Annotated in this window: 27 protein-coding genes; 14 read left to right on the top strand and 13 right to left on the bottom strand. The window is 68.6% G+C overall.

Annotated elements, in window-relative coordinates; genetic code table 11:
• Position 1: 1 nt before the first annotated feature.
• Complete coding sequence (locus H5J31_RS08800) at positions 2–319, bottom strand: hypothetical protein (RefSeq protein ID WP_181771976.1); 318 nt, start codon at positions 317–319, stop codon at positions 2–4.
• A gap of 115 nt (positions 320–434) precedes the next feature.
• On the opposite strand from H5J31_RS08800, the gene serC reads away from it, so the two are divergent.
• Positions 435–1562: a phosphoserine transaminase gene (serC, locus tag H5J31_RS08805; protein WP_181771977.1), complete on the top strand. Its 1128-nt coding sequence runs from the start codon at positions 435–437 to the stop codon at positions 1560–1562.
• 1 nt (position 1563) lies between these two features.
• On the opposite strand, the gene H5J31_RS08810 is transcribed toward serC, so the two are convergent.
• The 5 genes from H5J31_RS08810 to H5J31_RS08830 all read right to left on the bottom strand — a co-directional run bounded on the left by H5J31_RS08810 (position 1564) and on the right by H5J31_RS08830 (position 6413).
• Positions 1564–2763, bottom strand: a complete 1200-nt coding sequence (locus tag H5J31_RS08810; protein ID WP_181771978.1) for a glycosyltransferase 87 family protein — start codon at positions 2761–2763, stop codon at positions 1564–1566.
• Positions 2764–2855: 92 nt separating this feature from the next.
• Positions 2856–4076, bottom strand: a complete 1221-nt coding sequence (locus H5J31_RS08815; protein ID WP_181771979.1) for an ABC transporter permease — start codon at positions 4074–4076, stop codon at positions 2856–2858.
• Positions 4073–4759, bottom strand: a complete 687-nt coding sequence (locus H5J31_RS08820; RefSeq protein ID WP_181771980.1) for an ABC transporter ATP-binding protein — start codon at positions 4757–4759, stop codon at positions 4073–4075. The genes H5J31_RS08815 and H5J31_RS08820 overlap by 4 nt, the downstream gene beginning before the upstream one ends.
• Positions 4756–5856 carry a peptidoglycan-binding protein gene (locus H5J31_RS08825; RefSeq protein ID WP_181771981.1) on the bottom strand — a complete coding sequence of 367 codons (1101 nt, stop codon included), beginning with the start codon at positions 5854–5856 and terminating at the stop codon, positions 4756–4758. Before H5J31_RS08825 ends, H5J31_RS08820 begins: the two co-directional genes overlap by 4 nt.
• Complete coding sequence (locus H5J31_RS08830) at positions 5853–6413, bottom strand: hypothetical protein (protein ID WP_181771982.1); 561 nt, start codon at positions 6411–6413, stop codon at positions 5853–5855. The genes H5J31_RS08825 and H5J31_RS08830 overlap by 4 nt, the downstream gene beginning before the upstream one ends.
• Before the next feature lie 321 nt (positions 6414–6734).
• Here H5J31_RS08830 and H5J31_RS08835 point away from each other — a divergent pair, with 321 nt between their 5' ends.
• The 4 genes from H5J31_RS08835 (at position 6735) to sepH (ending at position 11835) form a co-directional block, all read left to right on the top strand.
• Positions 6735–8546, top strand: a complete 1812-nt coding sequence (locus tag H5J31_RS08835; RefSeq protein ID WP_181771983.1) for an alpha-L-fucosidase — start codon at positions 6735–6737, stop codon at positions 8544–8546.
• A gap of 392 nt (positions 8547–8938) precedes the next feature.
• Positions 8939–9598, top strand: a complete 660-nt coding sequence (locus tag H5J31_RS08840; RefSeq protein WP_181771984.1) for a response regulator transcription factor — start codon at positions 8939–8941, stop codon at positions 9596–9598.
• Positions 9595–10758, top strand: coding sequence for an ATP-binding protein (locus H5J31_RS08845; protein ID WP_181771985.1), 1164 nt, complete (start codon positions 9595–9597; stop codon positions 10756–10758). Before H5J31_RS08840 ends, H5J31_RS08845 begins: the two co-directional genes overlap by 4 nt.
• A 192-nt stretch (positions 10759–10950) precedes the next feature.
• A complete protein-coding gene (sepH, locus tag H5J31_RS08850) occupies positions 10951–11835 on the top strand; it encodes a septation protein SepH (RefSeq protein ID WP_181771986.1) in 885 nt (294 codons plus the stop codon).
• 36 nt (positions 11836–11871) lie between these two features.
• On the opposite strand, the gene H5J31_RS08855 is transcribed toward sepH, so the two are convergent.
• From H5J31_RS08855 to H5J31_RS08865, 3 genes are all read right to left on the bottom strand, one after another.
• Positions 11872–12237 carry an MmcQ/YjbR family DNA-binding protein gene (locus H5J31_RS08855; protein ID WP_181771987.1) on the bottom strand — a complete coding sequence of 122 codons (366 nt, stop codon included), beginning with the start codon at positions 12235–12237 and terminating at the stop codon, positions 11872–11874.
• A 65-nt stretch (positions 12238–12302) separates the two neighbouring features.
• Positions 12303–12923 (bottom strand): DUF2537 domain-containing protein, encoded by a 621-nt coding sequence (locus H5J31_RS08860; RefSeq protein ID WP_181771988.1) that lies wholly within the window; start codon positions 12921–12923, stop codon positions 12303–12305.
• 31 nt (positions 12924–12954) lie between these two features.
• Positions 12955–13770, bottom strand: coding sequence for a TrmH family RNA methyltransferase (locus H5J31_RS08865; protein ID WP_181771989.1), 816 nt, complete (start codon positions 13768–13770; stop codon positions 12955–12957).
• Between the two features lie 217 nt (positions 13771–13987).
• On the opposite strand from H5J31_RS08865, the gene H5J31_RS08870 reads away from it, so the two are divergent.
• The 3 genes from H5J31_RS08870 (at position 13988) to H5J31_RS08880 (ending at position 16858) form a co-directional block, all read left to right on the top strand.
• Positions 13988–15487 carry a glutamate-cysteine ligase family protein gene (locus tag H5J31_RS08870; protein ID WP_181772037.1) on the top strand — a complete coding sequence of 500 codons (1500 nt, stop codon included), beginning with the start codon at positions 13988–13990 and terminating at the stop codon, positions 15485–15487.
• A 35-nt stretch (positions 15488–15522) separates the two neighbouring features.
• Positions 15523–16116, top strand: coding sequence for a TetR/AcrR family transcriptional regulator (locus H5J31_RS08875; protein WP_181771990.1), 594 nt, complete (start codon positions 15523–15525; stop codon positions 16114–16116).
• Between the two features lie 73 nt (positions 16117–16189).
• Positions 16190–16858: a biliverdin-producing heme oxygenase gene (locus tag H5J31_RS08880; protein ID WP_181771991.1), complete on the top strand. Its 669-nt coding sequence runs from the start codon at positions 16190–16192 to the stop codon at positions 16856–16858.
• An 81-nt stretch (positions 16859–16939) separates the two neighbouring features.
• Here H5J31_RS08880 and H5J31_RS08885 read toward each other — a convergent pair whose 3' ends face one another.
• Together H5J31_RS08885 and H5J31_RS40185 are read right to left on the bottom strand one after the other, a co-directional pair.
• A complete protein-coding gene (locus tag H5J31_RS08885) occupies positions 16940–17077 on the bottom strand; it encodes an LPXTG cell wall anchor domain-containing protein (protein WP_181771992.1) in 138 nt (45 codons plus the stop codon).
• 7 nt (positions 17078–17084) lie between these two features.
• A complete protein-coding gene (locus H5J31_RS40185; RefSeq protein ID WP_268879537.1) occupies positions 17085–17210 on the bottom strand; it encodes a hypothetical protein in 126 nt (41 codons plus the stop codon).
• Positions 17211–17356: 146 nt separating this feature from the next.
• Here H5J31_RS40185 and H5J31_RS08890 point away from each other — a divergent pair, with 146 nt between their 5' ends.
• The 6 genes from H5J31_RS08890 (at position 17357) to H5J31_RS08915 (ending at position 24388) form a co-directional block, all read left to right on the top strand.
• Entirely contained in the window at positions 17357–19225 is a 1869-nt protein-coding gene (locus H5J31_RS08890) for a serine hydrolase domain-containing protein (RefSeq protein WP_181771993.1), read from the top strand.
• Between the two features lie 196 nt (positions 19226–19421).
• Positions 19422–20045, top strand: a complete 624-nt coding sequence (locus H5J31_RS08895) for a superoxide dismutase (RefSeq protein ID WP_061984929.1) — start codon at positions 19422–19424, stop codon at positions 20043–20045.
• Between the two features lie 104 nt (positions 20046–20149).
• Entirely contained in the window at positions 20150–20908 is a 759-nt protein-coding gene (locus tag H5J31_RS08900) for an arylamine N-acetyltransferase family protein (protein WP_181771994.1), read from the top strand.
• Between the two features lie 216 nt (positions 20909–21124).
• Positions 21125–21964: an SDR family NAD(P)-dependent oxidoreductase gene (locus H5J31_RS08905; protein WP_181771995.1), complete on the top strand. Its 840-nt coding sequence runs from the start codon at positions 21125–21127 to the stop codon at positions 21962–21964.
• Between the two features lie 44 nt (positions 21965–22008).
• Positions 22009–23013 (top strand): hypothetical protein, encoded by a 1005-nt coding sequence (locus tag H5J31_RS08910; protein ID WP_181771996.1) that lies wholly within the window; start codon positions 22009–22011, stop codon positions 23011–23013.
• Positions 23014–23377: 364 nt separating this feature from the next.
• Positions 23378–24388 (top strand): hypothetical protein, encoded by a 1011-nt coding sequence (locus H5J31_RS08915; RefSeq protein ID WP_207897746.1) that lies wholly within the window; start codon positions 23378–23380, stop codon positions 24386–24388.
• On the opposite strand, the gene H5J31_RS08920 is transcribed toward H5J31_RS08915, so the two are convergent.
• Together H5J31_RS08920 and H5J31_RS08925 are read right to left on the bottom strand one after the other, a co-directional pair.
• Positions 24385–24825, bottom strand: a complete 441-nt coding sequence (locus H5J31_RS08920; RefSeq protein ID WP_181771998.1) for a hypothetical protein — start codon at positions 24823–24825, stop codon at positions 24385–24387. The two genes, H5J31_RS08915 and H5J31_RS08920, sit on opposite strands and share 4 nt — an antisense overlap.
• Positions 24822–26081, bottom strand: a complete 1260-nt coding sequence (locus tag H5J31_RS08925) for an MFS transporter (RefSeq protein WP_181771999.1) — start codon at positions 26079–26081, stop codon at positions 24822–24824. Before H5J31_RS08925 ends, H5J31_RS08920 begins: the two co-directional genes overlap by 4 nt.
• Positions 26082–26131: the final 50 nt, after the last annotated feature.

Here is a 26131-nt window from a genome sequence, read left to right on the forward strand (position 1 = left end):
CTCAGACCGCTGGGGTGTGCCCGACGGCGTCGCCGACGGCGGCGATGAACTTCCGCGCGATGCGCTTGCCCTCTCCCCAGTCGACGAAGCCGAACTTCAGGCTCGTCTGGATCGCCAGCCCCGAGCCTTCCGACGTCCGCTCGACCTTCACCGTGACCGTCTGCCCGTAGCTGAAGAAGCCGAGCTTGGTCGAGAAGGTGACGTAGCCGGCGGCCGAGTCGTAGTACGGGTTCTGCCCGTTGACCGCGGTGACCCCGTTCGGAAGGGCCTGCCACAACGCCTCGGGGGCCACGGGGAATCGCTCGTGCACTGTCGCCATGAGGCGAAAAGCTACCCGCCGGTCGCCACGACCGGGCGAACGACCGAGGTTCCCACATGCCGGACACACGGCACCAACTGTCAGCAGGCCCATCCCGACCTGAGAGACTGGGCGCATGACCGACGCACCTGAGTTGACCCTCCCCGCGGACCTCAAGCCGGCCGATGGCCGCTTCGGCTGCGGACCGTCCAAGGTCCGCGACGAGCAGCTCTCCAACCTGGCGAAATCCGGTACCACCTACCTCGGCACCTCGCACCGTCAGAAGCCGGTGAAGTCCCTCGTCGGCCGGGTGCGTGCGGGTCTGTCCGAATTGTTCTCGCTGCCCGAAGGCTACGAAGTGGTCCTCGGCAACGGCGGCACGACCGCATTCTGGGACGCCGCCGCGTTCGGGCTCGTGCGGGAACGCTCGCAGCACTTCACCTACGGCGAGTTCTCCTCGAAGTTCGCCACGGTGACCAAGGGCGCCCCGTTCCTCGCCGACCCGATCGTCGTCAAATCCGACCCGGGCACCGCGCCCGAAATCGCCTACGAGGCCGGTGCGGACCTGGTCGGCTGGGCGCACAACGAGACCTCGACCGGTGTCGCGGTTCCGGTCCGCCGCCCCGAAGGCAGCGAAGGCGCTCTCGTCGCCATCGACGCCACCTCCGGTGCGGGCGGTCTGCCGGTCAAGGCCGAAGACTTCGACGTCTACTACTTCGCGCCCCAGAAGTCCTTCGCCGCCGACGGTGGCCTGTGGATCGCGCTGGCCTCGCCCGCCGCGGTCGAGCGCATCGGCGAGATCGGCGCGAGCGACCGCTGGATCCCGGAGTTCCTGTCGCTGACCACGGCGCTGGACAACTCCCGCAAGGACCAGACGTACAACACCCCGGCGGTGTCGACGCTGTTCCTGCTGGCGGACCAGATCGAGTGGATGAACGCGGGCGGCGGTCTCGAATGGACCACCGCGCGCACCCTCGACTCCTCGACGCGGCTGTACGAGTGGGCCGAGAAGACCAGCTACACGACGCCGTTCGTCAGCGACCCGTCGCTGCGTTCGCAGGTCGTCGGCACCATCGACTTCAGCGACGAGGTGGACGCCTCCGCGGTGGCGAAGGTGCTGCGCGCCAACGGGATCGTCGACACCGAGCCGTACCGGAAGCTGGGCCGCAACCAGCTGCGCGTCGGCCTGTTCCCGGCCATCGACCCGGACGACATCACGAAGCTGACCCAGAGCATCGAGTACGTCGTCGAGCGCCTGGGCTGAGCTAGCTTTCCGTGAAGGCCTCCTTCCCCACCCTGACGGTAGGGAAGGAGGCCTTCACGGCTTTATGGCCCACTGCGGCCAGCCCCAGCAGCAGAAGGCCGCACAACACATAGGACTCCGTCGCCAGCCACCAGCCGAAACTCCCGGCGGGGCGCGGCGCGAGCCACATCGGCGCCACCACGAACAGCGCCGCCATCACGACCGCGAGCACGGACGAAACGACCGATCGCGTCCAGACCAGCAGCACGAGGATCGGCACGCACCAGATCCAGTGGTGCGTCCAGGTCACCGGCGAGACCAGCAGGCCGCCGATCGCGCACGCCGTCAACGCGAACACCGGTTCCGCGACGCGCACGATCACGAACGCGGTCAACGCGACGACCACGAGAGCGGACAGCACCCAGACGAGGTCTTCCGCCGAGCCCAGCCCGAACCGCGCGAGCAGGCCGCGCAGCGACTGGTTGCCGACATAGCCGCGATCCCCGATGCGGCTGGTGTCGAAGAGGATGTTCGTCCAGAACTTCGCCGACGCGCCCGGCGCGGCGAGGAACATCAGCAGACCGGCGCCGAGGAACCCGGCGACGACCCGCGCGGACGAGCGGAAGTCCTTGCGGAACAAGAAGAAAAGGATGAAGAAGGCGGGCGTCAGCTTGATCGCGGCGGCGACGCCGATGAGCAGTCCCTTGGTGCGTGCGCGTCCCGGCAGGAGCGCGTCGAGTACGACCATGAGCATCAGCAGGGTGTTGATCTGGCCGAAGCCGAGCGTCGAGCGGACGGGCTCCATGATCCCGCCCGCCGCCTGCGCCCCGATCGCCGCCAGTACGGCGATAGCGCGACCGCGAACGTTCGCGCGGTCGGTGAGCGAGCCGTTGAGCGTCGCGACGAAGAGGTACACGACGATCCCGCCCGCGATGATCGTCGCGAGGCCGACCAGCCTCGTCGCCAGCGCGGCGGACAGCAGGGTGCCGGGCAGGAAGACCGCGGCCGCGAACGGCGTGTAGGTGAAGGGGAGCCAACCCCCGTGCGTCTGCACCCAGGCGCCGTACGGGTCGCCCGAGTCGACGAGCAGCCGCGCGCCTCCGATGTAGACCTCGAGGTCCTGGCCGTCGAACACCTTGAGGGTGAACAGCACGGCGACCACGACGACTTCGAGCGCGATCAGCGCCCCCGCGAGTCTCCGCCCCGACAATCCCACCAGCATCCGGCGAGATTACCCACCGCCACCACGCAAGTAGTCCTCTGGATGCGGTAGTTCGCGTCACGAACCACCGCATCCAGAGGACTGAACGCGAGTCAGGCCAGGGCCTGGGTGGGTGGGAGCCGGGCCGCGCGCATGGCCGGGTAGGCGCCGGCGACGGCACCGACCAGGGCCGAGACGCCGACCCCGCCGAGCAGGGCGCCGACGGGGAGCACCGCCGGCCAGCCTTGGCTGAGCGCGTACGCGGACGTCACGAGGACGCCGACCATCACCCCGGCGACCCCGCCGAGCCCGGACAACAGCACAGACTCGGCCAGGAACTGGCCTCTGACCTGCCGTTTCGTCGCGCCGAGCGCACGGCGGAGGCCGATCTCTCGACGTCGTTCCAGTACTGAGATCACCATCGTGTTCGCCACGCCGACGCCGCCGACCAGCAACGCGACACCGCCAAGGCCGAGGAACAGCGCGCTGTACGTGTTCTCCGTCAGCTTCTGCGCCTCCAGCGCCTCCGACGGACGACGCACCTCGACCTCGTTCGGAGCTTCCGGGTTCATCGTCTGCGCGAGGACCGAGCGGACGTTCTCGACCTGCGAGTCCTTCGCCCGGACGTACACCGTGCTCGGGTGCCCTTCGAAGCCGAGAAGCCGCTTCGCCGCGTCCCAGCCGACCAGCACCGAACGCTCGATCTCCGGCGCGAGCGGCATCGGGCCGAGGATCCCGCCGACGGTGAACCAGTGCCCGCCGATGAAGACCTGCGGCGGTTTCGCCGGGTCGATGTGGTCGATGCCGAGCCGCGCGGCCGCGACCGAACCGAGGACGACCACCGGGTAGTCGCGGGTCGCGTCCCGGAGGAACCGTCCGGTGCGGATCGAGCCGCCGACCACGTCGAGCAGGTCCGGCGTCGCCGCGTAGACCGACAGACCGGACGTCTCGTCCTTGTCGATCTTGTCCGTCCGCCGCACCGAGGCGCCGGTGCCGCCGGTCGCGGACGCCGCCGTCACCGGGGCGATCCGTTTCGCCATCGGCACCGCGCTGTCCGGCAGCGTCGAGTCGCCGCCGAACATCGTCTTGCCCGGCCCGGCCGAAAGCAGGTTGGTACCCAGCGCCGCCAGCTGATCCTGCAACGCCTTCGCGCCCGACGCCGGGATCGCGAGCACCGCCACCATCGCGGCGATCCCGATCCCGATGCCGAGCGCGGACAGCACCGCGCGCATCGGCCGGGTCCGCATCCCGTGCGCGCCGAGCGTCAGCACGTCACGGGGCCCGAGCCGGGCCGGATTCGGCGTCGGCACCTTGTCGAGGACGGGTGCGCTCACACCAGCACCCCCGTCCCGGTGTCGAGCCGGATCCGGCCGTCGCGCAGCTCGATCCGCCGCGGGATGCCCGCCGCGATCTCGCGGTCGTGCGTGATGATCACGACCGTCGTCCCCTGCGAGCTCAACGTGGCCAGCAGGTTGAGGATCGCGGCACCGTTGCCGGTGTCGAGATTCCCGGTCGGCTCGTCGGCCAGCAGGATCGACGGCGAGTTGACGACCGCCCGCGCGATCGCCACCCGCTGCCGCTCGCCGCCCGAAAGCTCGTTCGGGAAATGCGCCGCCCGGTGCGCGAGCCCGACCCGGTCGAGCGCAGCCAGCGCCCGCTCGTGCCGTTTCCGCCGCGGCACCCCCGCGTACAGCAGCCCTGTGGCGACGTTGTCGACCGCGCTCACGCCCTCGCTGAGGAAGAACTGCTGGAACACGAAGCCGATCCACCGCGACCGCAACGCGGAAAGCTTGCGGTCCGGCAGTTTCGCGACGTCGTGCCCGCGCAGTTCGATGACGCCGTTGGTCGGCCGGTCGAGCGTGCCCATCAGCTGCAGCAGCGTGGATTTGCCCGAGCCGGACGGTCCGAGGATGGCGACCATCTCTCTGTCCTCAATGGACAGTGTCACCTCGCGCAGCGCGCGCACCCCGCCGGGATAGGTGCGCGAGGCGTTGCGCACGGCCAGAACCGGGGTCATGACGTCGTCACCACCCGCATCCCGGCGGCGAGACCGTCCCCGGTGATCTCGACGCGCCCGCCGGAGAACAGGCCGGTCTTCACCGCGATGAGCCGTCGCTTGCCGCCCTCGTCGACCTCGACGGCGTATCCGCCCTCGGCGAGCGCGAGCAGCGCCCCGACCGGGACCGCCAGCACTCCACTGTGGACTTCCTTGGTGAACCGCACGGAGACCGGTGTCGAATCGAGCGACCCCGCCGCGCCCGGATCGTCCAGTTTGATCTTCACCTTGATCTTCGGCTTGCCGTCGTCCTGCCCGGCGGCGTCCTTGCCGGTCTCGGCGACCTTGCCGACGTCGGTGACGGCACCGGTCGTGGTCTTACCGCCGGTGATGTCGACCCCGACCTTGTCCCCGGCCTTGGCGATGGCCTGCTTCGAAGCGTCGAGCTTGACCTCGACCAGGCGCTCGGTACCGGTGTACTTCAGCAGCTCGCCGCCGCCGGGACCGCCTAGCTGCGCGGCAATCTGCGAAACCCGGATCTCGCCGGGTGCGAGGACGGCGTCGCCCTGGCCGAAGGTGCCGGTCTGCTCGACTCCCAGCGACTTCTGCCACTTCTTGATCGCGGCGGCGGTGGCCGAGGTGAACTTCTTGTCCGGCGTGCCGAAACCGCCGAAGCCGAGCGCCTTCAGGTTCTCTTCCAGCTGCTTGACGTCCGGACCTTCGGTCGCGCCGTCCGCGAGGTCGCGGAAGAAGGGCAAAGTGCCGTAGAACAGCGGCACCGGTTTGGCGTCGACGCCGTACACCGTCTTGCCGCGGGTGAGCACCGCGCCGGCGTCCGGCAGTGACGTGACGGTGCCCTGTTTCCGCCCGGCGAGGGCGTTTTCCGCGCCGTAGCCCAAGGTTCCGTTCGCCTCTTCCTCCTCCTGAAGGTCGGTCTTCTCGACCTTCGCGGTCTCCACCGGCGGCGGAGCCTGCCCGACCTGCTGGGCTTCGGACGTGACCCTGGTCAGCACGACTATCGACGTCGTCCCGACCACGACGACGAGGACCGCCGCGATGATGAACCAGCGCGCCCGGCGCGAACGCCGTGCGACGCCGGGTCCTTCGTGTTCGCTCATTTCGCCGGGGCCGCCCTCATGCTCATGCCGAGACCACAGGCCTTCGCCGCTTCTTCGAACTTCTTGGGGTCACCGCCCGCGTCCAGCGCGATGGCGCCGCCCTTGCCGTCCGGCGAGGGATCCGGCATGTCGATCCCGTGATCCCGCATGCACTTGGCTTCCTTGCGCATCTTGTCGAGGTCTTCGGGCGACGGCGGCTTGATCTCGCCACCGTTCGGCAGCAGCTTCCGGCACGCCTCGTCCGCGGCCTTCATCTTCTTTTCGTCGATCTGGCCGTCGGCGCCGCCGATGGAGATGGTGGCCCGGTCGTCGCCGTCGGTCTTGGGGTCCGGCATGTCGATGCCGTGCTCGCGCATGCATTTGGCGAAGTTGCGCATCTTGTCCTCATCGGACACCTTGTCGGCCTGCTGCCCGTCACCGGCGGCGCCGGAGCTGGGCGGGGTCGAGATCGAAGCGACCTTGTCGCCGCCGTCCCCGCCGCCCCCGCAGCCGGCCACCAGCGCCAGGACCGCTCCGACCCCGCTGACCACCAGGGCCGCCTTCGGTCGTATTCGCATCGCTGCTCCTTCGGGTCGTCTTGACGACCTGTTTTCTACGGAGGCGGCGATTCCGGCGCGGTAAGCGAAGTCGCTTATGCGGCGCTTACTCCGTCCGCCGGACGTCCCCGACCCTCGCCTGCCCCCGCCGCATTTAGTCCTCTGAATGCGGTCCTTGCACGCGCAACTACCGCATTCAGTCCCACTCAGCGGTACAGAGATCGGATCTATTTGCCGTCTTTCCGGGTGAACTAGCGGACCAGTGAGCCTTTTGGGGCTTCACATCGGATCTCTGACTTCTTACAGTCCCGACGTCCACACCTCAGCGAAGAGGAGTGCAAGATGCGCCGCCAGCCACTCCGGGCCCTAGCGGCCCTCGTCATCGCGACCACCGCGCTGGGCGTCCTGCCCGCCGCCGCGGAAGCCGCACCGCGCCCTGCCGGACCAGGGACCGACTACGCCTACGACGACCCGTTCACCGCCGACCGGACGCGCTGGTGGCGCGACGACCGGTTCGGCCAGTTCATCCATTTCGGTGCTTACTCGCAGCTGCAAGGGAAGTACCGACGCCCTGATGGAAGCGTTTGCCAGGACGCCGAATGGATCCAGCGGAACTGCCAGATCCCGCGTGCCGAGTACGAACAGATGGCCGCCGGGTTCAACCCGTCCGCGTTCGACGCGAACGCCATCGCACAGACCGCGAAGGACGCCGGCCAGAAGTACGTGGTGATCACGTCGAAACACCACGAGGGCTACGCGATGTGGCCGACGAAGGTCAACAAGTTCAATCTGCGCGACCATTCCGCGTTCGACAAGAACCGCGACATCCTCGCCGAGCTGAAGCGCGCGACCGCCGCCCGCGACGTCAAGCTCGGCTTCTACTACTCGATCTGGGACTGGCACGACCCGGACTTCCCGGATCCGGCGACGTTCCCGAAATACAAGGAGCGGATGTACGCCCAGCTCAAGGAACTCGTCGACAACTACCACCCGGCGGTGCTGTGGTTCGACGGCGAATGGAGCACCGACCGGCCCAACAACCCGTGGTCCGAAAAGGACGGTGAAGAGCTGGAGGCCTACGTCCGCGGCCTCGATCCGTCCATCGTGGTCAACAATCGCGTCGGCAAACGGCGCGTGGTCGACGGCGACACCGGGACGCCCGAACAGGAGATCCCGGACAAGCCCGTGGACGGGCAGCTGTGGGAATCGTGCATGACCCTCAACGGCAGCTGGGGTTACACGGACTGGGACCACAACTGGAAATCCTCGGCGGATCTGACCAGGAAACTGCTCTCGATCGCCGGGCGCAGCGGCAACTTCCTGCTCAACGTCGGACCGGATCGCACCGGCCGGGTCCCGCAGGAATCCGTCGACCGGCTGAAGCAGATGGGTCAATGGCTGCGGACGAACAAGCAGTCCTCCGCCGTCTACGGCGCGGGCGCGCCGGGTCTCGTCGCGGAACCGGGCTGGGGCGTGGTGAGCCGCCGCGGCGACAAGCTCTACGCGTCGGTGTTCGACTGGCCCGCCACGGGCGGATCCCTCACTCTCGACACGCTGGCGCCGTTCCGGGTCCGCGACGCCCGGGTGCTCGGCAGCGGACAGCGGGTCCAGGTCCAGCAGACGTCCGGAAGCGTGAAACTCACGCCGTCGGGCGGCAAGACGAACGACATCGCGACCGTCATCGAACTGAGCGTCGACCCGCTGCCGCAGACACCCGCCGGCCGCGGGACCGGGCTGACCGCGGAGTACTGGCCGAACGCGGACTTCACCGGGGCGCCGGCGGTGCGCCGGGTCGAGCCGGGCGTCAACCACAACTGGAAGTTCACCGGTTCGCCCGACGCGAAGATCCCGGCGGAGACCTTCTCGTCGCGATGGACCGGCCAGGTCACCGCGCGGGACACCGGGAAGTACACGTTCACGACCGTTTCGGACGACACCGTGCGGTTGTGGGTCGACGGGAAGCTCCTGATCGACAACACCACCCCGCACGGGCCGAGTGTCGACAAAGCGACCATAGACCTGGTCGCCGGGAAGTCGTACGCGATCAAGCTCGAACAGACCGAACGAGGTGGCGAGGCGTCGATGAAACTGCTGTGGTCCAGCCCGAACACCCCTCAGCAGGTGATCCCGGCGCGGCAATTGCGAGCTTCGTGAGCCAGTGAGGGCGCATTCGGGCGGATGACCTGGGTGACGCGACACCGCACTCGCGTGCTCAGGCGCGGATCTCGCGTGATCAGAGGCGGATCTCGCGTGCTTGGACGCCGTGCACCCGAGTGCGGTGTCCGAGCACGCGAGTTACGCCTTCGACCTGCACGCTTGGTTGTCGTGTGCACCCAGGGACGACAACCGTGACTGGATGGACGTCTCGCGTGTTCGGACGGACGGCACGGGCGCCGTCCGTCTGATCACGCGTGCCGTCCGTCTGATCACGCCTGCCGTCTGTCTGATCACGCGTGCCGTCCGGTTCGGCGCGGCGCGGCGGTTGCACCCGGTCGGCTGATCGGCGCTTATCCCGTGCTTACCCCCATCCGGGGCAGACTGACCTGGTGCGAGTGCTGGTGGTGGAGGACGAGCGGCTCCTGGCGGACACGATCGCCGAGGGCCTGCGACGGTTCTCGATGGCCGTCGACGTCTGCTACGACGGCGAACAGGCGCTGGACCGGGTGGGGGTGCACGGCTACGACGTCGTCGTGCTCGACCGGGACCTGCCGATCGTGCACGGCGACGAGGTCTGCGCCGCGGTGCTCAAGACCGGTGGCGAGGCGCGGGTGCTCATGTTGACCGCCGCCGCCGACGTCAACGACCGGGTCGCCGGTCTCGGGCTCGGCGCCGACGACTATCTGACGAAACCGTTCGCGTTCGCCGAACTCGTCGCGCGGGTGCAGGCGCTGTCGCGGCGCGCGCGGCCCGCGTTGCCGCCGGTACTGGAACGCGGCGGGGTCGTCCTCGACCTGCCCCGGCATCAGGCCTCGCGCGACGGCCGGTTCCTGCCCTTGTCCCCCAAGGAATTCGCCGTGCTGGAGGTGCTCATGCGCGCCGAAGGGACCGTGGTCAGCGCGGAAGAACTGCTCGAAAAGGCGTGGGACGAGCACGCGGATCCGTTCACGAACGCCGTCCGGGTGGCCGTGATGACGTTGCGGCGCAAACTCGGCGAACCGCCGCTGATCGAGACCGTGCCCGGCGCCGGTTACCGGTTCGGCTCGTGAAACCGCTCCGGCTGTCCGTCCGCACCAAGCTGACGGCGCTCTACGGCGGGACGTTCCTGCTCGTGGGGCTGGCCTTGCTGGTCGTCAACTACCTGCTGGTGAGTTCGTCACTGCCGGATACGGCGGCGTTCGCGACCGACTCCGCCGGTGTCGCTCTCCAGGGAGCCCCGGCCTACCCGATGGACCCGACGACCATCGTGCCCGTCGAACGCGCCCAGGCCACGCAACTGGTCGCCACGTCGATCGGCGAATACCGGTCGGACGTCCTGTCGACGCTGCTGTGGCAGTCGCTGGTGGCGCTGGCGATCGCCGGCGCGCTCGCGGTGCTGTTCGGCTGGATGATGGCGAGCCGGGTACTGCGGCCACTGCACGCGATCACCTCCACCGCGCGGAAACTCGAGGTGGAGAACCTCAACCGGCGGATCAACCTCGACGGCCCCGACGACGAACTCAAGGAACTCGCCGACACCTTCGACGGCATGCTCGACAGGCTCGCCGTTTCGTTCGACAGCCAGAAACGCTTCGTCGCCAACGCCTCCCACGAACTGCGGACCCCGCTCGCGGTACAGCGCACGCTCGTCGAGGTCGCGATGGCCGATCCCGACGTCAGTCCCGAGGTCCGGAAACTCGGCGAGCATCTGATCTACACCAACGAACGCAGCGAACGGATGATCGAGGGACTGCTCGTGCTCGCGCGCAGTGATCGCGGGCTGACCGCGCGGGCCCCCGTCCGTCTGGACGAGGTCGCCGCGACGGTGATCCGTTCGGCGGCGGCCATGGCCGAGGAAGCGGGTGTGACGGTGGAGTCGCGGCTGCGGCCACGCACCGTGTCCGGCGACCCTGTCCTGCTGGAGCGCCTGATCACGAACCTCGTGCACAACGCCATCACCTACAACCGCAAGGGCGGCTGGATCCACGTCGACATCGGCGTCGACCCCGCGCTGGTGGTGCGCAACACCGGTCCGCAGGTGCCCTTGGACGCCGTTCCCGCACTGTTCGAGCCGTTCAGGCGCCTTTCGGGCGACCGGACCGGCGACTCGCGCAACGCCGGGCTCGGGCTGTCGATCGTCCGGTCGATCGCGCACGCGCACGGCGGCGCGGCGGGTGCGGAACCCGGCGGCCGGGGCGGCGGACTGGTCGTCCGGGTCCGGCTGCCGTAGATTCCCCCGATCGTGACTGTGCGTGTCCGGCGCGTCACGCCGCAGCCCGTGAACCGCTCGCGCAGAATGCACTTGCGGCCATGAACAAAATAGTGAGCAGTAGAGATGACACCGGCGCGCCTCACACGTCAAGGCGACGCGCCGTTTTACCGTGGACACCCACAAAGGTGAAGAAGAGCAGGGGAGGCGAGGATGCGAGCGCTACGGGTGATCGGGCTGCACGAGGACGGTAAGTCCATCGTGTGCGAAGACCCGGCGAGCCGCACGCGTTTCCTTCTCCCCGCGGATGAGAGGCTGCGAGCGGCGGCGAGGGGTGACATCACCCGCCTCGGCCAGATCGAGATCGAGTTGGAGAGCCAAATGCGGCCACGCGAGATCCAGGCACGAATCCGGGCCGGTGAGTCCGTGGAGCAGGTCGCGAGCAGCGCCGGCGTCACGATTCAGCGCGTCGAGCGGTTCGCCTACCCGGTCCTGCTCGAACGCTCTCGCACCGCCGAACTGGCCCAGCGCGCCCACCCGATCCGCGAAGACGGCCCCGACGTGCAGACGCTCGGCGAGGTCATGGCGCACTCGTTCGGTCTCCGCGGCCACGACTACAGCCAGGCGACCTGGGATTCCTGGCGCGGCGACGACGGCAAGTGGGTCGTCGTGCTGTGCTGGAAGGCCGGCCGCTCGGACAACCGCGCGCACTGGTCGTTCGCGCCCGGGGCGCACGGCGGCACCGTGCAGGCCCTCGACGAGAACGCCGAAGTCCTGCTCAACCCCAACGCCTACCGCGCGCCGCGCACGGTGCGGGCGCTGGACCCGGGCAAGGACGCGGTCGTCCAGCCCACCCTGGACAGCGTTGACGCGTTCTCGGCGATAAAGAGTACTTCGAACGAGATTCCCGAAGAGCCCGTCGCGAAGGTCATCGACGCGCCGATCGCGGAACCCGAAGAAGATGTCGAGCCACCGCTTCCGGCTGACGAGCCGGCGGAAGTGGCCGAACCCGCCCCGAGGGCGAAGGGGAAGAAGAACCACCCCATCGTTCCATCCTGGGAAGACGTCTTATTGGGCGTCCGCTCGCAACGAGGTTGAATTCGCACGTAATGGCCCCTTCCGGTGGAGGGGCCATTACGTGCGTCCGGGTAACAACGCGATCAGCGCTTTCGGCGCCACCAGGCGATAGGCGTCGGTGACGATCAGTTCGATCTCGGCCCAGTCGACGTCGACGTCCAGCCGCACCCCGAGCCAGCCCCGATGTCCGACATACGGCGGCCGGAAGAACCGCTCCGGTTCGGCGCCGGCCAATTCCTCCTGCGCCCCGGGCGGCGCCGGACACCAGAAGGCCGGCTTGTCGTCGTGATGGCGGCCGGCGTACATGACGAACGTCTTCTTCCCGCGCACGAACCACGTCGGCTCGCCGTGGCTGAGCCGTTCGGTGGTCTCCGGCAGCGCGAGGCAGAGCCGCCTGAGTGCATTCAGCGGATCGTCGGACATGGATTCAGTATCCTCGCGGCGTTCGAGTCATCGGCCCACCGACGTCACGGTTGCCTTTGTCCTCGTCAGAAGACGACGATCAGCACGCCGATCCAGGCGATCACGATCCCCGCGGCGGCGCCGAACGACGCCCAGCGCACGATCGGCACCCGCCGCGCGAGCCACAGCGACGGCGTGATGCCGCCGGTCACCACGGCGGACGCGAGCAGCGCGAGCCAGCCGTTGGTCTCGCGCGCGAGGGTGTTCGCCAGCGCCAGCATCGCCACGACGACCACGGCCGCGACGAACGCGGAGATGGTCAGACCGGTCAGCCACGGGGTCGGTTCCCCGGCGGGGTCCGGGGTGCCGAAGAGGCGCCGCGCGAGTTCGCTGCGGGGCGCGGGCTTCGGCGGGTCGATGACGACGCCGTCGCCGGAAACGGGGTCGACGAAGCGGACCGACGTGCCCATCGCGGCGGCGACCCGCAGCGCGAGCTGACGACCGCGCTGGGACACCACCGAAGTGGCCTCGGCGCCGGCGTCTCCGGGACGGGCCGTCGAGCTGACGGCGGACGCGACCCGTGCCCATTCGTGCAGCGCCTGCGCGAGGTCTGAACCAATGGCGAGCGAGTGCGGGTCCACCTCGCGCGCGCTTTCGCCGCCCGGCCCGGCCAGCACCGCGCGTCCCTCACGGATCCGCAATTCCATGGGTTCTCCCCTGCTGTGTGCGCTCGGGTGCTCACGATAGCGGTGGACGCGTCTCGTAGAACGCGATCGCGCCCGCCGTGGCGACATTCAGCGAATCGACGCCGTCCGGCATCGGGATCCGCACGGCCAGATCGGCGGCGGCGATGGCCTCCTCGGTCAGGCCGGCGCCTTCCGCGCCCAGCATCAACGCGACCTTCTCCGGTGCCTGATCGCGCAACTGCCGCAGCGAGACGGAATCCGCACGCGGAGTCAGGGCCGCGATACGGAAACCGCGTTCCCGCAACAGGTTCAGGTCATCGGGCCATGAACCGAACGTGGCGAACGGGACGCGCAGGACATGCCCCATCGAGACGCGGACGCTGCGCCGATAGAGCGGATCCGAACAGCCGGCGCCGAGCAGGATCCCGTCGACACCCAGCGCGGCCGCGTTGCGGAAGAGGGAACCGAGGTTTTCGTGATCGCCGACACCTTCCAGCACCGCGAGCACGCGAGCGCCGTCGATGATCCCTTCGACGGTCGGCGGCGGAACGGGCCGGTCCGCGACCGCGAGCACGCCTCGATTCAGGTGGAAACCGACGACCTCGGCCATCGTCTCGGCCGAAGTCACATAACCGGGGGCGTCGACACGGTCGAGTTCCGCGCCCAATTCCCGGAATCGCCGTTCCACCCCGAGTAGAGCGCGTACCGGATAACGAGACCTGAGAAGTCGCTCGACGACGACGGTCCCTTCGGCGATCACCAGGCCACGCCCGCCGGGCCGGTCGGGCCGCCGATCGGCTGTGGACAAGTCGCGGAAATCGTCCAGCCGGGGGTCGTCCCGGTCGTCGATGGTGATCAGTTCAGCCACCTGGAGAGTGTGTCATCCGCCCGCTGCGAGCCGAACTCGTCCGAACGTCCACCGGCGGGTGGTACGAACGGGCTCTTTTTGCTGTAAGTTAACCCCTAGTGACAGAGAGCACCAGTTTGGCCGCTAGCCGGGCGACGGCGATGCGTGAAACCGTTGGGCCGCCTGGCAGTCCCGCCTGGAATCCCGCGGAGCGTGGCCAATGAGGAGCTCGACGAACATGGGCAAGGATCTTTCGGCGACCCCCTGTGAACCGCAGGATCGCGGACGTTACCGCCGAAAGGTCCAGCGTTGTCTGGACACGCTGGCCAGAATGCTCACCGATGGGAGCTTTTCCTTCCCCCGCAAGAATATCGGGCTCGAAGTGGAGCTCAACCTCGTCGACCAGGAGCTGCGTCCGTCGATGACGAACACGCTGGTGCTCGAGGCGCTGAACGATCCGTCCTTCACCACCGAGCTCGGTCAGCACAACCTGGAGCTCAACGTGCCGCCGCGGCCGCTGGCCGGCGAGTCGGCGCTGCAGTTGGAGGACGATCTCCACGCGTACCTGGGCGCGGCCTCCCGTAAGGCCGAGGAATCCGGCGCTTCGCTCGCGATGATCGGTATCCTCCCGACGTTGCGGCACGAGCACTTCGACCAGAAGTGGCTCACCAACAACGCCCGGTATTCCCTGCTCAACGACCGGATCTTCGCCGCACGCGGCGAGCGCACCGTGCTCTCGATGGAGGGCGCGCCGCTGCCGGGCAGGCAGCCCGAGCGGCTGCGCAGTTACTCCGAATCGATCCTGCCCGAGGCCGCCTGTACGTCGGTCCAGCTGCATCTGCAGGTCGCGCCGGAGGAGTTCGCGGCGCACTGGAACGCGGCTCAGGCGCTGGCAGGCGTGCAGATCGCGGTGGGCGCGAACTCGCCGTTCCTGCTCGGCAAGGCGCTCTGGCACGAGACACGGATCCCGCTGTTCCTCCAGGCCACGGACACCCGGCCGGAGGAACTGAAGAACCAGGGCGTGCGGCCGCGGGTGTGGTTCGGTGAGCGCTGGATCACGTCGATCTTCGACCTGTTCGAGGAGAACGTCCGGTACTTCCCCGGTCTGCTGCCCGAGACCGACAGCGAGGACCCGGTCGAAGCGCTCGACTCCGGCCAGGCACCGAAGCTGACCGAGCTGCGGATGCACAACGGCACCGTCTGGCGCTGGAACCGGCCGGTCTACGACGTCGTCGACGGCCTGCCGCATCTGCGGGTGGAGAACCGCGTGCTGCCCGCCGGTCCGACCGTCGTCGACATGGTCGCGAACGCGGCCTTCTTCTATGGCGCACAACGGGCACTCGCCGAAGCCGACCGTCCAGTGTGGACACAGATGTCGTTCCAAGCCGCCGAAGAGAACATGTATGCCGGGGCACGCCGCGGTTTCGACGCGCAGCTGTACTGGCCGGGCATCGGCTGGATCCCGCCGGACGAGCTGGTGCTGCGCGTCCTGCTGCCGCTGGCGCACGAGGGATTACGCCGATCGGATGTTTCGGACGAAGCGAGAGAGCGCTATCTGGGCATCATCGAGCAGCGCTGCCTGACCAGGCGGACCGGCTCGGCGTGGCAGCGGGAGTACGTCCTGCGCGCGGAGGAGCGCGGGGCCGAGCGCGAGACCGCGCTGAACCGGATGCTGGGCCGCTACCTGGAGCTGTCGGCCACCGAGACGCCGGTGCACACCTGGTCGCTCGAGACCTGACGGGCGCATAAGGTGGTCACCCAGGGAGGTGGCGCGTGCCCAAGATCATCGGCCGGTCTCTGGAGGAGCATCGGCGCGAGGTCCGCAGCAGGGTGTTCGACGTCCTGCGCGGGCAGCTGTACGAGCGCGGGTTCGACGCGATCACGCTGGCGGGTGTCGCCGCCGAAGCCGGCCTCGGCCGCACTGCGATGTACAACCACTTCCCCGACAAGGAAAGCCTGCTGGTCGCCTTCGTCGAGGACGAGGCGACACGCTACGTCGAACGGCTGACCGCGGCCGTCGCGACCGCCGACACCCCGGTCGGGAAGCTTTCGACGTTCGTCCGTCTGCAGTTGCGGGTGCTGGCCGAGTACCACCTGCCGCCGGGGACGGCGCTCGCGTCGGCGCTGGCGCCCGCCGCCTACCGGCGGATCAGCGCGCACGCGGACCCGATCACGGCGCAGCTCCGCGAGATCCTCGCCGAGGGCGTCCCGGAAGAGGACCCCGACGTGCTGATCCCGATGATCACCGCCGCGCTGGGCAGCCGTCAGGTCGTCGACGTGCCACCCGATCGGCTGGACGACGCGATCGAAGCGGCCGTCCGGTTCGTGCTCAGAGCGGTCGGGATGGCGGAAAAACCTGCGAATTAGGGTAGCCTAACCCGCAGTTGTGCCTTAGGCTCTTTCTGACAGCATGTCAGATAGATGCTTGGAGGCTGTGTCCATGCCGGTGACCACCGACGTCGAATCCGGGCCGTTCTCCGCGGCCCTGCGCGCCTCCACCCTGCCCGCTCACGAGCGGGCCAACCACTCCGTGTACATGAACGCGCTGCTCGGCGGCGAGCTCACGCTCGAGGGGTACACCCGGCTGGCCATCCAGTACTACTTCATCTACCAGGCCATTGAGCAGGCCGGCGACAAGCTGGTGAAGGACCCGGTGGCGGGCAAGTTCGTCTTCGAGGAGCTGCGGCGGCTGCCGAGCCTCGAACGCGACCTCGAACACCTCGTCGGCCCGGACTGGCGCGAGACCGTCCGCCCGCTGCCCTCGACCGAACGCTATGCGCGGCGCGTGGCCGAGGCGTCGGACTGGTCCGGCGGTTTCGTCGCGCACCACTACACCCGCTACCTCGGCGACATCGCCGGCGGCCAGGTCATCCGGCGGCTGCTGGAGCGCAAATACGGGGTGAGCGAGGCGGGTTCGCTGTTCTACCACTTCGACCAGCTGGGCAGCGCGCCCAAGTTCCGCGACAACTACCGCGAGCAACTGAACTCGGCGCCGTGGAACGACGACGAGCGCGCGCGGCTGATCGACGAAGCGATCGTGGCCTTCGAGTGCAACATCGCGGTGTTCGACGAACTCGCGGGTGAACTGGACGCTTACCGCGCGGCCTGACGTCGCTCCCGAGTGCCATGAACGGCCCGTTACTTGCGAATTTTGCAAGTAACGGGCCGTTCATAGCACGCCGTGGAACGGTCAGGCGGTCCGGCGACGCACCACCAGCACCAGAACGAGACCGGCGCCCAGGAGCAGCAGTCCCCACAGGAGCCACACGCCGCCCTCGACGCCGGTCGAGGCCAGCGCCGAGTCCGGCCGGTACTTCACGTCCGGCACGAGGTCGTCACCGGAGCCGGACCCCGGACCCGCCGGGCAGGCTCGCGCAGTCGGCGCCCAGGGTCACCGTCGCCTCGTCGAGGACCTCGCCGATCCCCCGGTGACCTGCGCGATCGTCTCGCGTCGTGACCACTTCGCCTCGAACGACCGGAACTCGGACGTCTTCATCCCGGTCTCCTTCTCCTGATGGCGGGCCGATCGTGGGGTAGGGCGGGCCCCACCCCACGATCGGCGGTCCACCGGATCCCTTCTATCCGGGGAAATCCCTAGTTTCAAGGCATGTTCCGAATCGGCGCCATCGCCGCCCTGCTGACCCTCATCGCGGTCGTCGCCGCGCCACCCGCCCGAGCCGCGGTGACACCCGCCTCGGCTGCCGCGATCTTCGACGAGCTCATCCCGCGAAGCCTTGTGGCGCATAACATCCCCGGCGCCGCCGTGGTCGTCGTCGAAGGCGGCGAGACCGTCTTCTCGGCGGGCTACGGAGTGTCCTCAGTAGACACCCAGGCGAAGGTGGACCCGGAACGCACCGGATTCCTGATCAATTCGGTCGGCAAGTCGATCGCCGCCACCGCCGCGATGCAGCTCGTCGAACAGGGCAGGCTCGCACTGGACGCCGACGTCAACACGTACCTGAAGTCTTTCCAGATCCCCGAAACCTTCCCGGGACGACCGGTCACCCTGTCCTCCCTGCTCACCCACACCGCCGGGTTCGAAGACCGCGTGTACCGGATGTTCACCCCGCGGGACGAGAAGCTGCCGTCGCTCGCCGAGCACCTCGTGAACGAGATGCCGACCCGCGTCCGGCCACCGGGCGAGCACACCATCTACTCCAACTACGGCTTCGCCCTCGCCGGGCATCTGATCGAACTCGCCTCGGGACAGCCCTATGCGGACTACGTGCGGCAGCACATCTTCGAACCGTTGGGAATGAAGAACAGCAGCGTCGCGCAGCCCACTCCGGACGTCCCCCTGGCGACCGGCTACCGGTGGGACGGCTCGAAACAGGTCGTCCCGCCGGCCAACTTCGGCCCCGAACCGCCCGCGGGCGACGGGAACGTCGCCACCCCGGCCGACATGGGGCGTTACCTGTCGGCGAACCTCGTGCCGGGGACGTTCAGCCGGCCCCTGCTCGACCAGTTGCACGGCGCGCGGTTCCGCAACGACCCACGTCTGCCGGGAATGGGCTTCGGCTTCTCGGAACGGCTGATGAACGGACTGCGCCTGGTGGAGAAGACCGGTGACTCGCCGGGGTTCCTCAGCGTGCTCGAACTGATCCCGGAGAAGAACACCGGCGTGTACCTCGCTTTCAACGGCGGCGCGTTCTCCGGTGACGCCGCCGCTGTCACCGCCGAGGCACTCAAAGGGTTCCTGGACCGGCTACAGCCCGCCGCGCCCGTCCCCGCTCCGAAGGTGCTCGCCGGGGACGTCTCGCGTTTCGAGGGCTCCTACAACGACACACGGCTCGACTACGACAGCTTCACCAAGGTCCGCGCCCTCGCAGGCGGCGTCTCGGTGACCGCGGACGGCGACGGTGTGGTGACGACGTCCGGGCTCGGCGAAGGAAGCCGCCGATGGACGCAGACGGAACCGGGCCTGTTCACCGACGAGACCGGCGCGCGGATCGCCTTCCGCGAGACGGACGGGAAGACGCTGCTCTTCACCGACGAGCCGAACACGTCCTACGAACGCATGCCGTGGCTCGAGTCCACCACCACACACCTGCTGATCCTCGGCATAGCGCTCGTGCTCCTGCTCGGCGCGGTCGTCTGGTGGCCGATCCGCGCCCTTGTCCGGCGAGGTCGCGAACGGCAACCGAAGGGCGCCCGCTTCGCGCTCCTGGCCGCCTGGTCCGCGGCGCTCGCCCTCATCCTGTTCGTCGCCGGGTTCGCGCTGCTCATGAGCGATTTCAGCGGCGCCGCCGTCGCGTTGACGTCAGGGCACTCGCCGTTGCTGAGCACGACGCTGCTCATGCCGGACATCGCGCTGGCGCTGACCGTCGCCGCCGTCGTCTGCGTGGTCCTCGCCTGGGTTCGCACCTGGTGGAACACCTCGACCCGGATCACCTACACGGTTGTTTCCGTGGCGCTGGCGGCGTTCCTGGGAGTGATCGCGTCGTACCACCTGGTGGGCATGCCCTACTTGGCGTGATGACCGCCGTCACATCCGCCTTGACCTCCACCTAACTGGAGATAGCAGGGTGGTTTCAGGCAGCGGCCCTAACGGGTACAGCTGCTGAGGACAGGTCGTTCCACCTGGGAAGAACGCGGCGCCCCCGGTCGCCGCAAACGGGTGAAGACGACTAAGTTCGTCAATGGAAACTTGTGTCGAAGAAGAAGGAGGGCCAATGGCCCGCTACGAGCTGCCCGAACTCGACTACGACTACGCGGCCCTCGCGCCGCACATCTCGGGCGAGATCAACGAGCTGCACCACAGCAAGCACCACGCGACCTACGTCAAGGGCGCGAACGACACGCTCGACAAGATCGCCGAAGCCCGTGACGCCGGTAACTTCGGTGACATCGTCGGCCTGCAGACCACGCTGGCGTTCCACCTGGCCGGACACGCCAACCACGTCGTGTGGTGGAAGATCCTGTCCCCGGAAGGCGGCGACAAGCCGACCGGCGAGCTGGCCGCGGCGATCGACGAGGCGTTCGGCTCCTTCGACAAGTTCAAGGCGCAGTTCACCGCCGTCGCCACCACGATCCAGGGCAACGGCTGGGCCGCGCTCTCCTGGGACCCGATCGGCAAGACCCTGATCACCCAGCAGCTGCGCGACCACCACAACAACCTGGTCCTGCCGACCACGCCGATCCTGCTGGTCGACGTCTGGGAGCACGCGTTCTACCTGGACTACAAGAACGTGAAGCCGAAGTACGTCGAGGCCCTGTGGAACATCTTCAACTGGGCTGAGATCTCCAAGCGGTTCGACAACGCCGTCGCCGGTGGCAACGGCCTGCTGCTCGGCTGACCTTTCTCACCACGAAGCGGGGCTCTCCTTACCGGGAGGGCCCCGTTTTTCGTCGCACTGGCCGAGCTTGACCTCCAGCGAAGTCGAGGTGTCAGGCTGGACGTATGGACGCCGCCGCATACCTCGATCGCCTCGGACTCGACCGCCCCGCCACCGCGGACGTCGCAGCGCTGCGGACGCTGCAGGAGCGCCACCTGGCGGTCGTGCCGTTCGAGAACTTGAGCATCCACCTCGGCGAGCCGATCGTCCTGGACCCCGAAGCGCTGTTCGACAAGATCGTTCGGCGGCGACGCGGCGGCTTCTGCTACGAACTCAACGGCCTCTTCGCCGCGCTTCTGCGCGAACTAGGCTTCGACGCCAGTCTGAGATCCGCGAAGGTCTTCCGGCCGGACGGCACCCTCGGACCGCCGTTCGACCACGCGGCGATCCGCGTCGAGCTGGACGAACCGTGGCTGGCCGACGTTGGCTTCGGCCGCTTCAGCCGGTTCCCGCTGCGGCTGGCCGCCACCGAGGCGCAGGCGGATCCGGGCGGCGAATTCCTGTTCCTCGACGCGCCCTACGGCGACATCGACGTCCTCCTGGACGGTAAGCCGCAGTACCGGATCGAGCAGCGAGCGCGGAATCTGGACGAGTTCACGCCGACAGCGTGGTGGCAGGCGACGTCGCCTGATTCGCACTTCACCCAGGGGCCGACCACCTCCCTGCCGACCGAACACGGCCGGGCCACCCTGGCGGGTGACAAGTTGATCGTCACGACCCATGGTGTCCGCGAGGAGACCAGGCTTTCGAGTGATCAGGAGGTCCTGGACGTCTACCGGAAGGAGTTCGGGATCGACCTCGTCCGAGTGCCGGTACGGCCTTGACCAGACCGGCGCGGTCATCGACCATGAACCCCCGGCATGAACGAAGCCCCGCCTCCGGGGGTAACCCGGTTGCGGGGCTTCGTCCGTTCCCGAACTGACTGCCGCTCCCACCACGAAGCGGACATGTATGAGGTTAGCCTAACCTCACTACCTCCGGCAAGGGGGTCGGCAGAGAGACGCCGATCTCACCCTTCCGAGTGACGGCAGACTGTTCCCATGAGCCTTCTGAACGGCAAAGCCGTGGTGATCACCGGCGCCGGCCGAGGTCTGGGCAGGGCTTTCGCCCATCACGCGGCCTCGCAGGGAGCCGCGGTCGTGGTGAACGACATCGACGCCGACGTCGCGCACGTGGTCGCGGGCGAGATCCGCGAACGGGGCGGGCGCGCCGTGGCCAACGGCCGCTCGGTCGCCGATGCCGAGCAGGCCGCCGGGCTGATCGAGCAATGCGTCGCCGAGTTCGGCGCGATCGACGGCCTGGTCAACAACGCGGGCGTCAACTACCGGGCCGAACCGTGGGCCGACGACCCGGCGCGGATGCGCGAAGTGGTCGAGGTCAACGTGCTGGGCCCGCTGTTCTGCGGGACGTCGGCGGCGACCGTGATGCGCGAGCAGGGCGGCGGCGTGATCGTGAACGTCGGCTCGGGCTCGATGATCGGCCAGCGCCGCGCGGCCGCGTACTCGGCGTCGAAGGGCGCTGTCGCGTCCATGACCGCTTCCTGGGCGGCCGACCTGGCCGGGCACGGCATCCGGGTCAACGCCGTCGCGCCGGTGGCCTGGACCCGGATGGCCCGGAACGACCCGAGCGTCGTCCAGACGCCGGAACACACGCCGGAGCGGGTGGCGCCGCTGGTGACCTACCTGCTCAGCGACCTTTCGGCGGGGATCACCGGCCAGATCCTGCGGTTCCGCGGCGACATCCTGTGTGTCCTGCGCCAGACCGCGATCAAGGATCCCGTACTCGAACGCGACTCGTGGACGGTCGAGGACATCGCGGCGGCCCTGGACGGCGACCTGCGGGAGACGCTGGAGCCACCTCCCTCGGCCAGGTGGAAATGATCGTTCCGAGCGCCTGACCGGCGACGTTCCGCTAGCGTGCGCGCGTGACCACCTGGGGTGTCAAACGTTGGGCAGTGGGCGTGCTCGTCGCCGCGCTCTGCGCCGGCTGTGTCGGAAAGGTCGACACGTACGAAGAAGGGCTCGGGCCGAAGGAACTGCCCAAACCCTGGCCGACGGCGAACGGGCGTCCCCTGCGGCCGGTCCCGATGCCGTCCGGCGAGTTGCTGATGGCACTGCCGAAGGAGACCGCTGCGCAGGTCCTGTGCCAGGCCGTACCGGCCGAGCGCTGGACACAGCTGATGGGCGGCGAGGTCGCGCGCGAGGTGGCGAACGGCGAGTCCTGCCACGCCGTCGGACTGGACGACTGGGTGCGGATCTCCCTGAACCGGACGCCCGTCGCCGACGTGACCACGCTGGGCACGCGCAGGACGCTGATCGTCGCCGGGAGGCCGGCGATACTGATCACCGGCGGCTCACCGTCCTTTGTGGAGGTCCAGCTCGTCGACGCCGACAGGCGGCCGCCCACCGGCGGGTTCTTCAGGATCGAGACCAGTTGGACGCGCGTTCCGCGAGGGGACGATCAGAGTGAAAGCCGCCTGATCGGCCTGGCCGAGGCCGCTCTCTCCGCCGCCTTCGGACCGGAGCCGAAACTGCCCGCCGTCGGCGAACTGGGCGCCCTCGAACGCAAGACCGTCGAGCCCGGCAAGGGGATCATCGACGCTCCGCTGCCGGAAATCGCGTGGAAACTGTGCACCCGGCTCAGTCGTGCGCTCGGACTCCCCGCGGAAGCCACCGAACCGCGCGAGGACGGGAAGTGCATGGTGGACACCGCGAAGGGACCCCTCCGAGTCGAGAACGACGCGCTCATCTCGGAGCACCGGGATCCTCCGGTGGCCGGGCGCCCGGCCAAGGAAAGCCAAGGCGAGCTGAGCGTCCTGCTCACGGACAACGGTTCCAAGCAGGGGCTGCGGTTCCAGTGGAGCGGCGGTTCCAAGACGGATTTGCGGGAGCTGGCGGAAAAGGTGGTACCGCCGCTTCTCGGGTCGTGAGTGGCGATTCGTGTTCTGTTGAGGGGACAAGGCAAACGTGTCGTGTCTCGGGCGACGCGGCGGCCTGGGCGGCGCACTCGCGTGCTCAGAGACGGAACTCGCGTGCGCGGCGACGGATCTCGCGTGCGCGGCGCACCTCGGGTGTTGCGAAAGCCACTTTCGCAACCTTCAATGTTGCGAAAGTGGCTTTCGCAACATCCGGCGCGCGGCCGGACGCAACGACAGGCGCCACGGCTGCCAGGACGTTCTCGAGTATCGGCAACGTGGAGGCCATTGGAAGACCCACCCTTCGGATCCGCCCACGATCGGGTAAGCCGGTTCGGCGGACAACGCGCCCCCGACGGGCTAGCTTCACCCCGTGGCCATGGGGAACGACTATCGCGCGATCGCGCGCAAGACGGACCGTCCGATGTGGATCTGGGCGGGCTGCGCGCTGACGAGTGTCCTGCTGCTGCTGGGCGTGGGCATCGTCGTCGCGATCACCCTGCTGAACAGGGACGACGAAAGCACCGGAGCCGAGCTGCCGGACGTCTGGCCGTCCAGGACCGGGCAAGCGCTCCGGCAGGTGGTGATGCCGACGGGTGAGATGGTGGCCGCGCTGACGGGTGATACCGGCGCGCAGGTGCTCTGCCAGGTGATCCCGGAGCAGCGCTGGGAAGAGATCCTCGGCGGACGCACGCTGCGAGAGGCGGGCGGGGCCTGCCACGCGGTCACCGCCGAGCTGGACATCAGCGCCCAGATGATCGCCGAGCTGCCGGAGGACACGAGCCGGGGCTTGCCCACGAAGACGACCGTCGCGGGTAAGACCGCGGTCGTCGCCACCTCGAAGGACGGCACCAGTCTGAGCGTCGAACTGGTCGAGGTCGCGCCGCGCAACGGCGCCTCGCCGGTCCTGAACGTCTCCATCCGCAAGAGGGACCTGAAACCCACGGAAACCGAAGCGAAGGCGAGGGCACTCGCCGAGGCGCTGATCGCCGGAGCGACGCCACCCGGACCGAAGTTGCCGAAAATCGGCGAGGTCGGCGGGATCCTCTACGAAAAGACCGCACCCGGTCCGATCAAGGACCGGCCGCTCCCGGTGATCTCCTGGCTGTTGTGCGCCGAACTCGGCCGCTCGCTCGGCGTCCCGGCCGACAACGCGAAGCCCACCTTCTTCGCCGCGTGCGAGCTGAACGGCGTGACCGCGGACTACAGCGAGCTGTCTTCGGACGTCCGGGCGACCACGTCCATCGCGGGACTCCCCGCCCAGGTCGACGAACGAGGCGTGATCGTGCAGCTCACCGGGGATCCACGCGGGGAGACCCTGAAGTTCAAGGGAACCGGCGATCTCACGGCCCTCGCGGAGAAGGCCGTCCCGCCTCTGCTCGGCCGCTAGGCCCGGTAATTCGACAGGAGGTCGCCGAGCAGGGCTTCGTACGCCGTCCGGTCGAAACGGGCCTCGCGGAAACGGAAGTTCTGATCGGGATCGTAGGGCTCGTAGTCGACCTGCCAGCCGAAAGCCCGCCACTCGACGCTGTCGTCGTCGCGGACGACCTCGACGCTGTAGGCGCCGCAGCCGAGGTCACCGCACAGCGGGCACATCAGCAACGCGACCCGTCCGTCGTCGAAGTGCCCCGGCAAGCTGCCCAGCAGCCGCGAAAGCGTTTCGACGGCCGACTCACGCCATCGGTCGTCGTCGTCCAGGAACAGCGGCGTCCGCTCCTGAGCAGGAACCAGTTCCCGAAGCGCGACGCCGTCGATCGTCCAGTCCAGGAACCGGGCCTCGCCCTCGTTCCACCGCGTCACAGAGGGCTCGACGCCCAGTTTGTTCACACTCGCTCCCGCTTCAGCACGCGTAGCCCGTTGCCGAACCGTCGCACCGGCAGGCTCACCCCGCCCCGCCGGATCAGCACGACGGCGCAGACTACCGCGGCGAGCGCCGAGATCGCGCCGCCGATGTAGAACGGCGAACGGCCACCGAAGGCGTCGGCCATCCAGCCGGTCATCGGGCCGCCGATGGGGTTGCCGCCGATCAGGACCAGGACGTACAGGCCCATCACGCGTCCGCGCATCTCCGGGCTGACCGCGGTCTGCACCAGCGCGTTCGCCGTGTTGAGGAAGGTGATCGTCGCGAAGCCGAGCGGGATCAGCGCGAGGCCGAAGCTCAGGTACGTCGGCATGAACGCGGTGACCACCTCGAACGCGCCCAGCAGGAACGCCGAGATCAGCAGCAGCCGCACGCGAGGACCGCCGCGGGTGTTGCGGCGGGCCGACATCAGCGCGCCGGTGAAGGTACCGACGGCGACCAGCGTCGACAGGAGCCCGTAGCCGTCCGCGTTGGTGTGGAAGACGTTCGCGGCGACGATCGGCAGCGAGGTGAAGTAGGTGATGCCGAACGTGCTCACGAAGAACACCAGCACCATCACGGTCATCAGGTCGCTGCGCCGCCGGACGTACCGCAGCCCTTCGACCAGCTGCCCCTTCTCACGCGGGATGGCCGGACCGCGGAAGAGCTTGTCCGGGTTCATCATCACCAGCGCGGCGATGACGGCGCCGGTGCTCACCGCGTTCGCCATGAACAGCCAGCCGGTGCCGACCCAGGTGATCGCGAAACCCGCGATGGCCGGGCCGACGATCCGGGCCATGTTGAAGATCGAGGAGTTCAGCGCGACGGCGTTGGTGACCTTGTCCCGGCCGACCATCTCGGCGACGAACGACTGCCGTGCGGGCACTTCCAGCGCCGCCGTACAGCCGAGGGTGAAGCAGAGGACGTAGACGTGCCAGAGCGCCGCGATCCCGCTCAGGTCGAGTGCGCCGAGGACGACCGCCTGCCCCAGCACGGCGATCTGGATGCCGATCAGCAGCCGTCGCTTGTCGACGCGGTCGGCCAGCACCCCGGCCCACAGCGAGAGGAACAGCGTGGGCGTGAACTGCAGGGCGACCGCGATGCCGAGCGCGATCGGGTTGTTGCCGCTGAGGGTGAACACCAGCCAGTCCTGGGCGATGCGCTGCATCCAGGTGCCGATGTTCGAGATGACCTGGCCGGTGAAGAAGAGCCGGTAGTTCCGCACCTTCAGCGAGGAGAACATGCTCCCGCGTGGTTTCTCACGGGCGGATGTGGGCGGCGGTGGAGCGGGTT

The organism is Amycolatopsis pittospori, assembly GCF_013870525.1.
In the GTDB taxonomy this organism is placed as follows: Bacteria; Actinomycetota; Actinomycetes; order Mycobacteriales; family Pseudonocardiaceae; genus Amycolatopsis; species Amycolatopsis pittospori.

Coding starts and splice junctions, on each gene's coding strand:
- H5J31_RS08800 (WP_181771976.1), bottom strand. CDS start 319: ATGGCGACAGTGCACGAGCGATTCCCCGTGGCCCCCGAGGCGTTGTGG.
- serC (WP_181771977.1), top strand. CDS start 435: ATGACCGACGCACCTGAGTTGACCCTCCCCGCGGACCTCAAGCCGGCC.
- H5J31_RS08810 (WP_181771978.1), bottom strand. CDS start 2,763: ATGCTGGTGGGATTGTCGGGGCGGAGACTCGCGGGGGCGCTGATCGCG.
- H5J31_RS08820 (WP_181771980.1), bottom strand. CDS start 4,759: ATGACCCCGGTTCTGGCCGTGCGCAACGCCTCGCGCACCTATCCCGGC.
- H5J31_RS08825 (WP_181771981.1), bottom strand. CDS start 5,856: ATGAGCGAACACGAAGGACCCGGCGTCGCACGGCGTTCGCGCCGGGCG.
- H5J31_RS08830 (WP_181771982.1), bottom strand. CDS start 6,413: ATGCGAATACGACCGAAGGCGGCCCTGGTGGTCAGCGGGGTCGGAGCG.
- H5J31_RS08835 (WP_181771983.1), top strand. CDS start 6,735: ATGCGCCGCCAGCCACTCCGGGCCCTAGCGGCCCTCGTCATCGCGACC.
- sepH (WP_181771986.1), top strand. CDS start 10,951: ATGCGAGCGCTACGGGTGATCGGGCTGCACGAGGACGGTAAGTCCATC.
- H5J31_RS08855 (WP_181771987.1), bottom strand. CDS start 12,237: ATGTCCGACGATCCGCTGAATGCACTCAGGCGGCTCTGCCTCGCGCTG.
- H5J31_RS08860 (WP_181771988.1), bottom strand. CDS start 12,923: ATGGAATTGCGGATCCGTGAGGGACGCGCGGTGCTGGCCGGGCCGGGC.
- H5J31_RS08870 (WP_181772037.1), top strand. CDS start 13,988: ATGGGCAAGGATCTTTCGGCGACCCCCTGTGAACCGCAGGATCGCGGA.
- H5J31_RS08880 (WP_181771991.1), top strand. CDS start 16,190: ATGCCGGTGACCACCGACGTCGAATCCGGGCCGTTCTCCGCGGCCCTG.
- H5J31_RS08890 (WP_181771993.1), top strand. CDS start 17,357: ATGTTCCGAATCGGCGCCATCGCCGCCCTGCTGACCCTCATCGCGGTC.
- H5J31_RS08895 (WP_061984929.1), top strand. CDS start 19,422: ATGGCCCGCTACGAGCTGCCCGAACTCGACTACGACTACGCGGCCCTC.
- H5J31_RS08900 (WP_181771994.1), top strand. CDS start 20,150: ATGGACGCCGCCGCATACCTCGATCGCCTCGGACTCGACCGCCCCGCC.
- H5J31_RS08905 (WP_181771995.1), top strand. CDS start 21,125: ATGAGCCTTCTGAACGGCAAAGCCGTGGTGATCACCGGCGCCGGCCGA.
- H5J31_RS08915 (WP_207897746.1), top strand. CDS start 23,378: ATGGGGAACGACTATCGCGCGATCGCGCGCAAGACGGACCGTCCGATG.
- H5J31_RS08925 (WP_181771999.1), bottom strand. CDS start 26,081: ATGTTCTCCTCGCTGAAGGTGCGGAACTACCGGCTCTTCTTCACCGGC.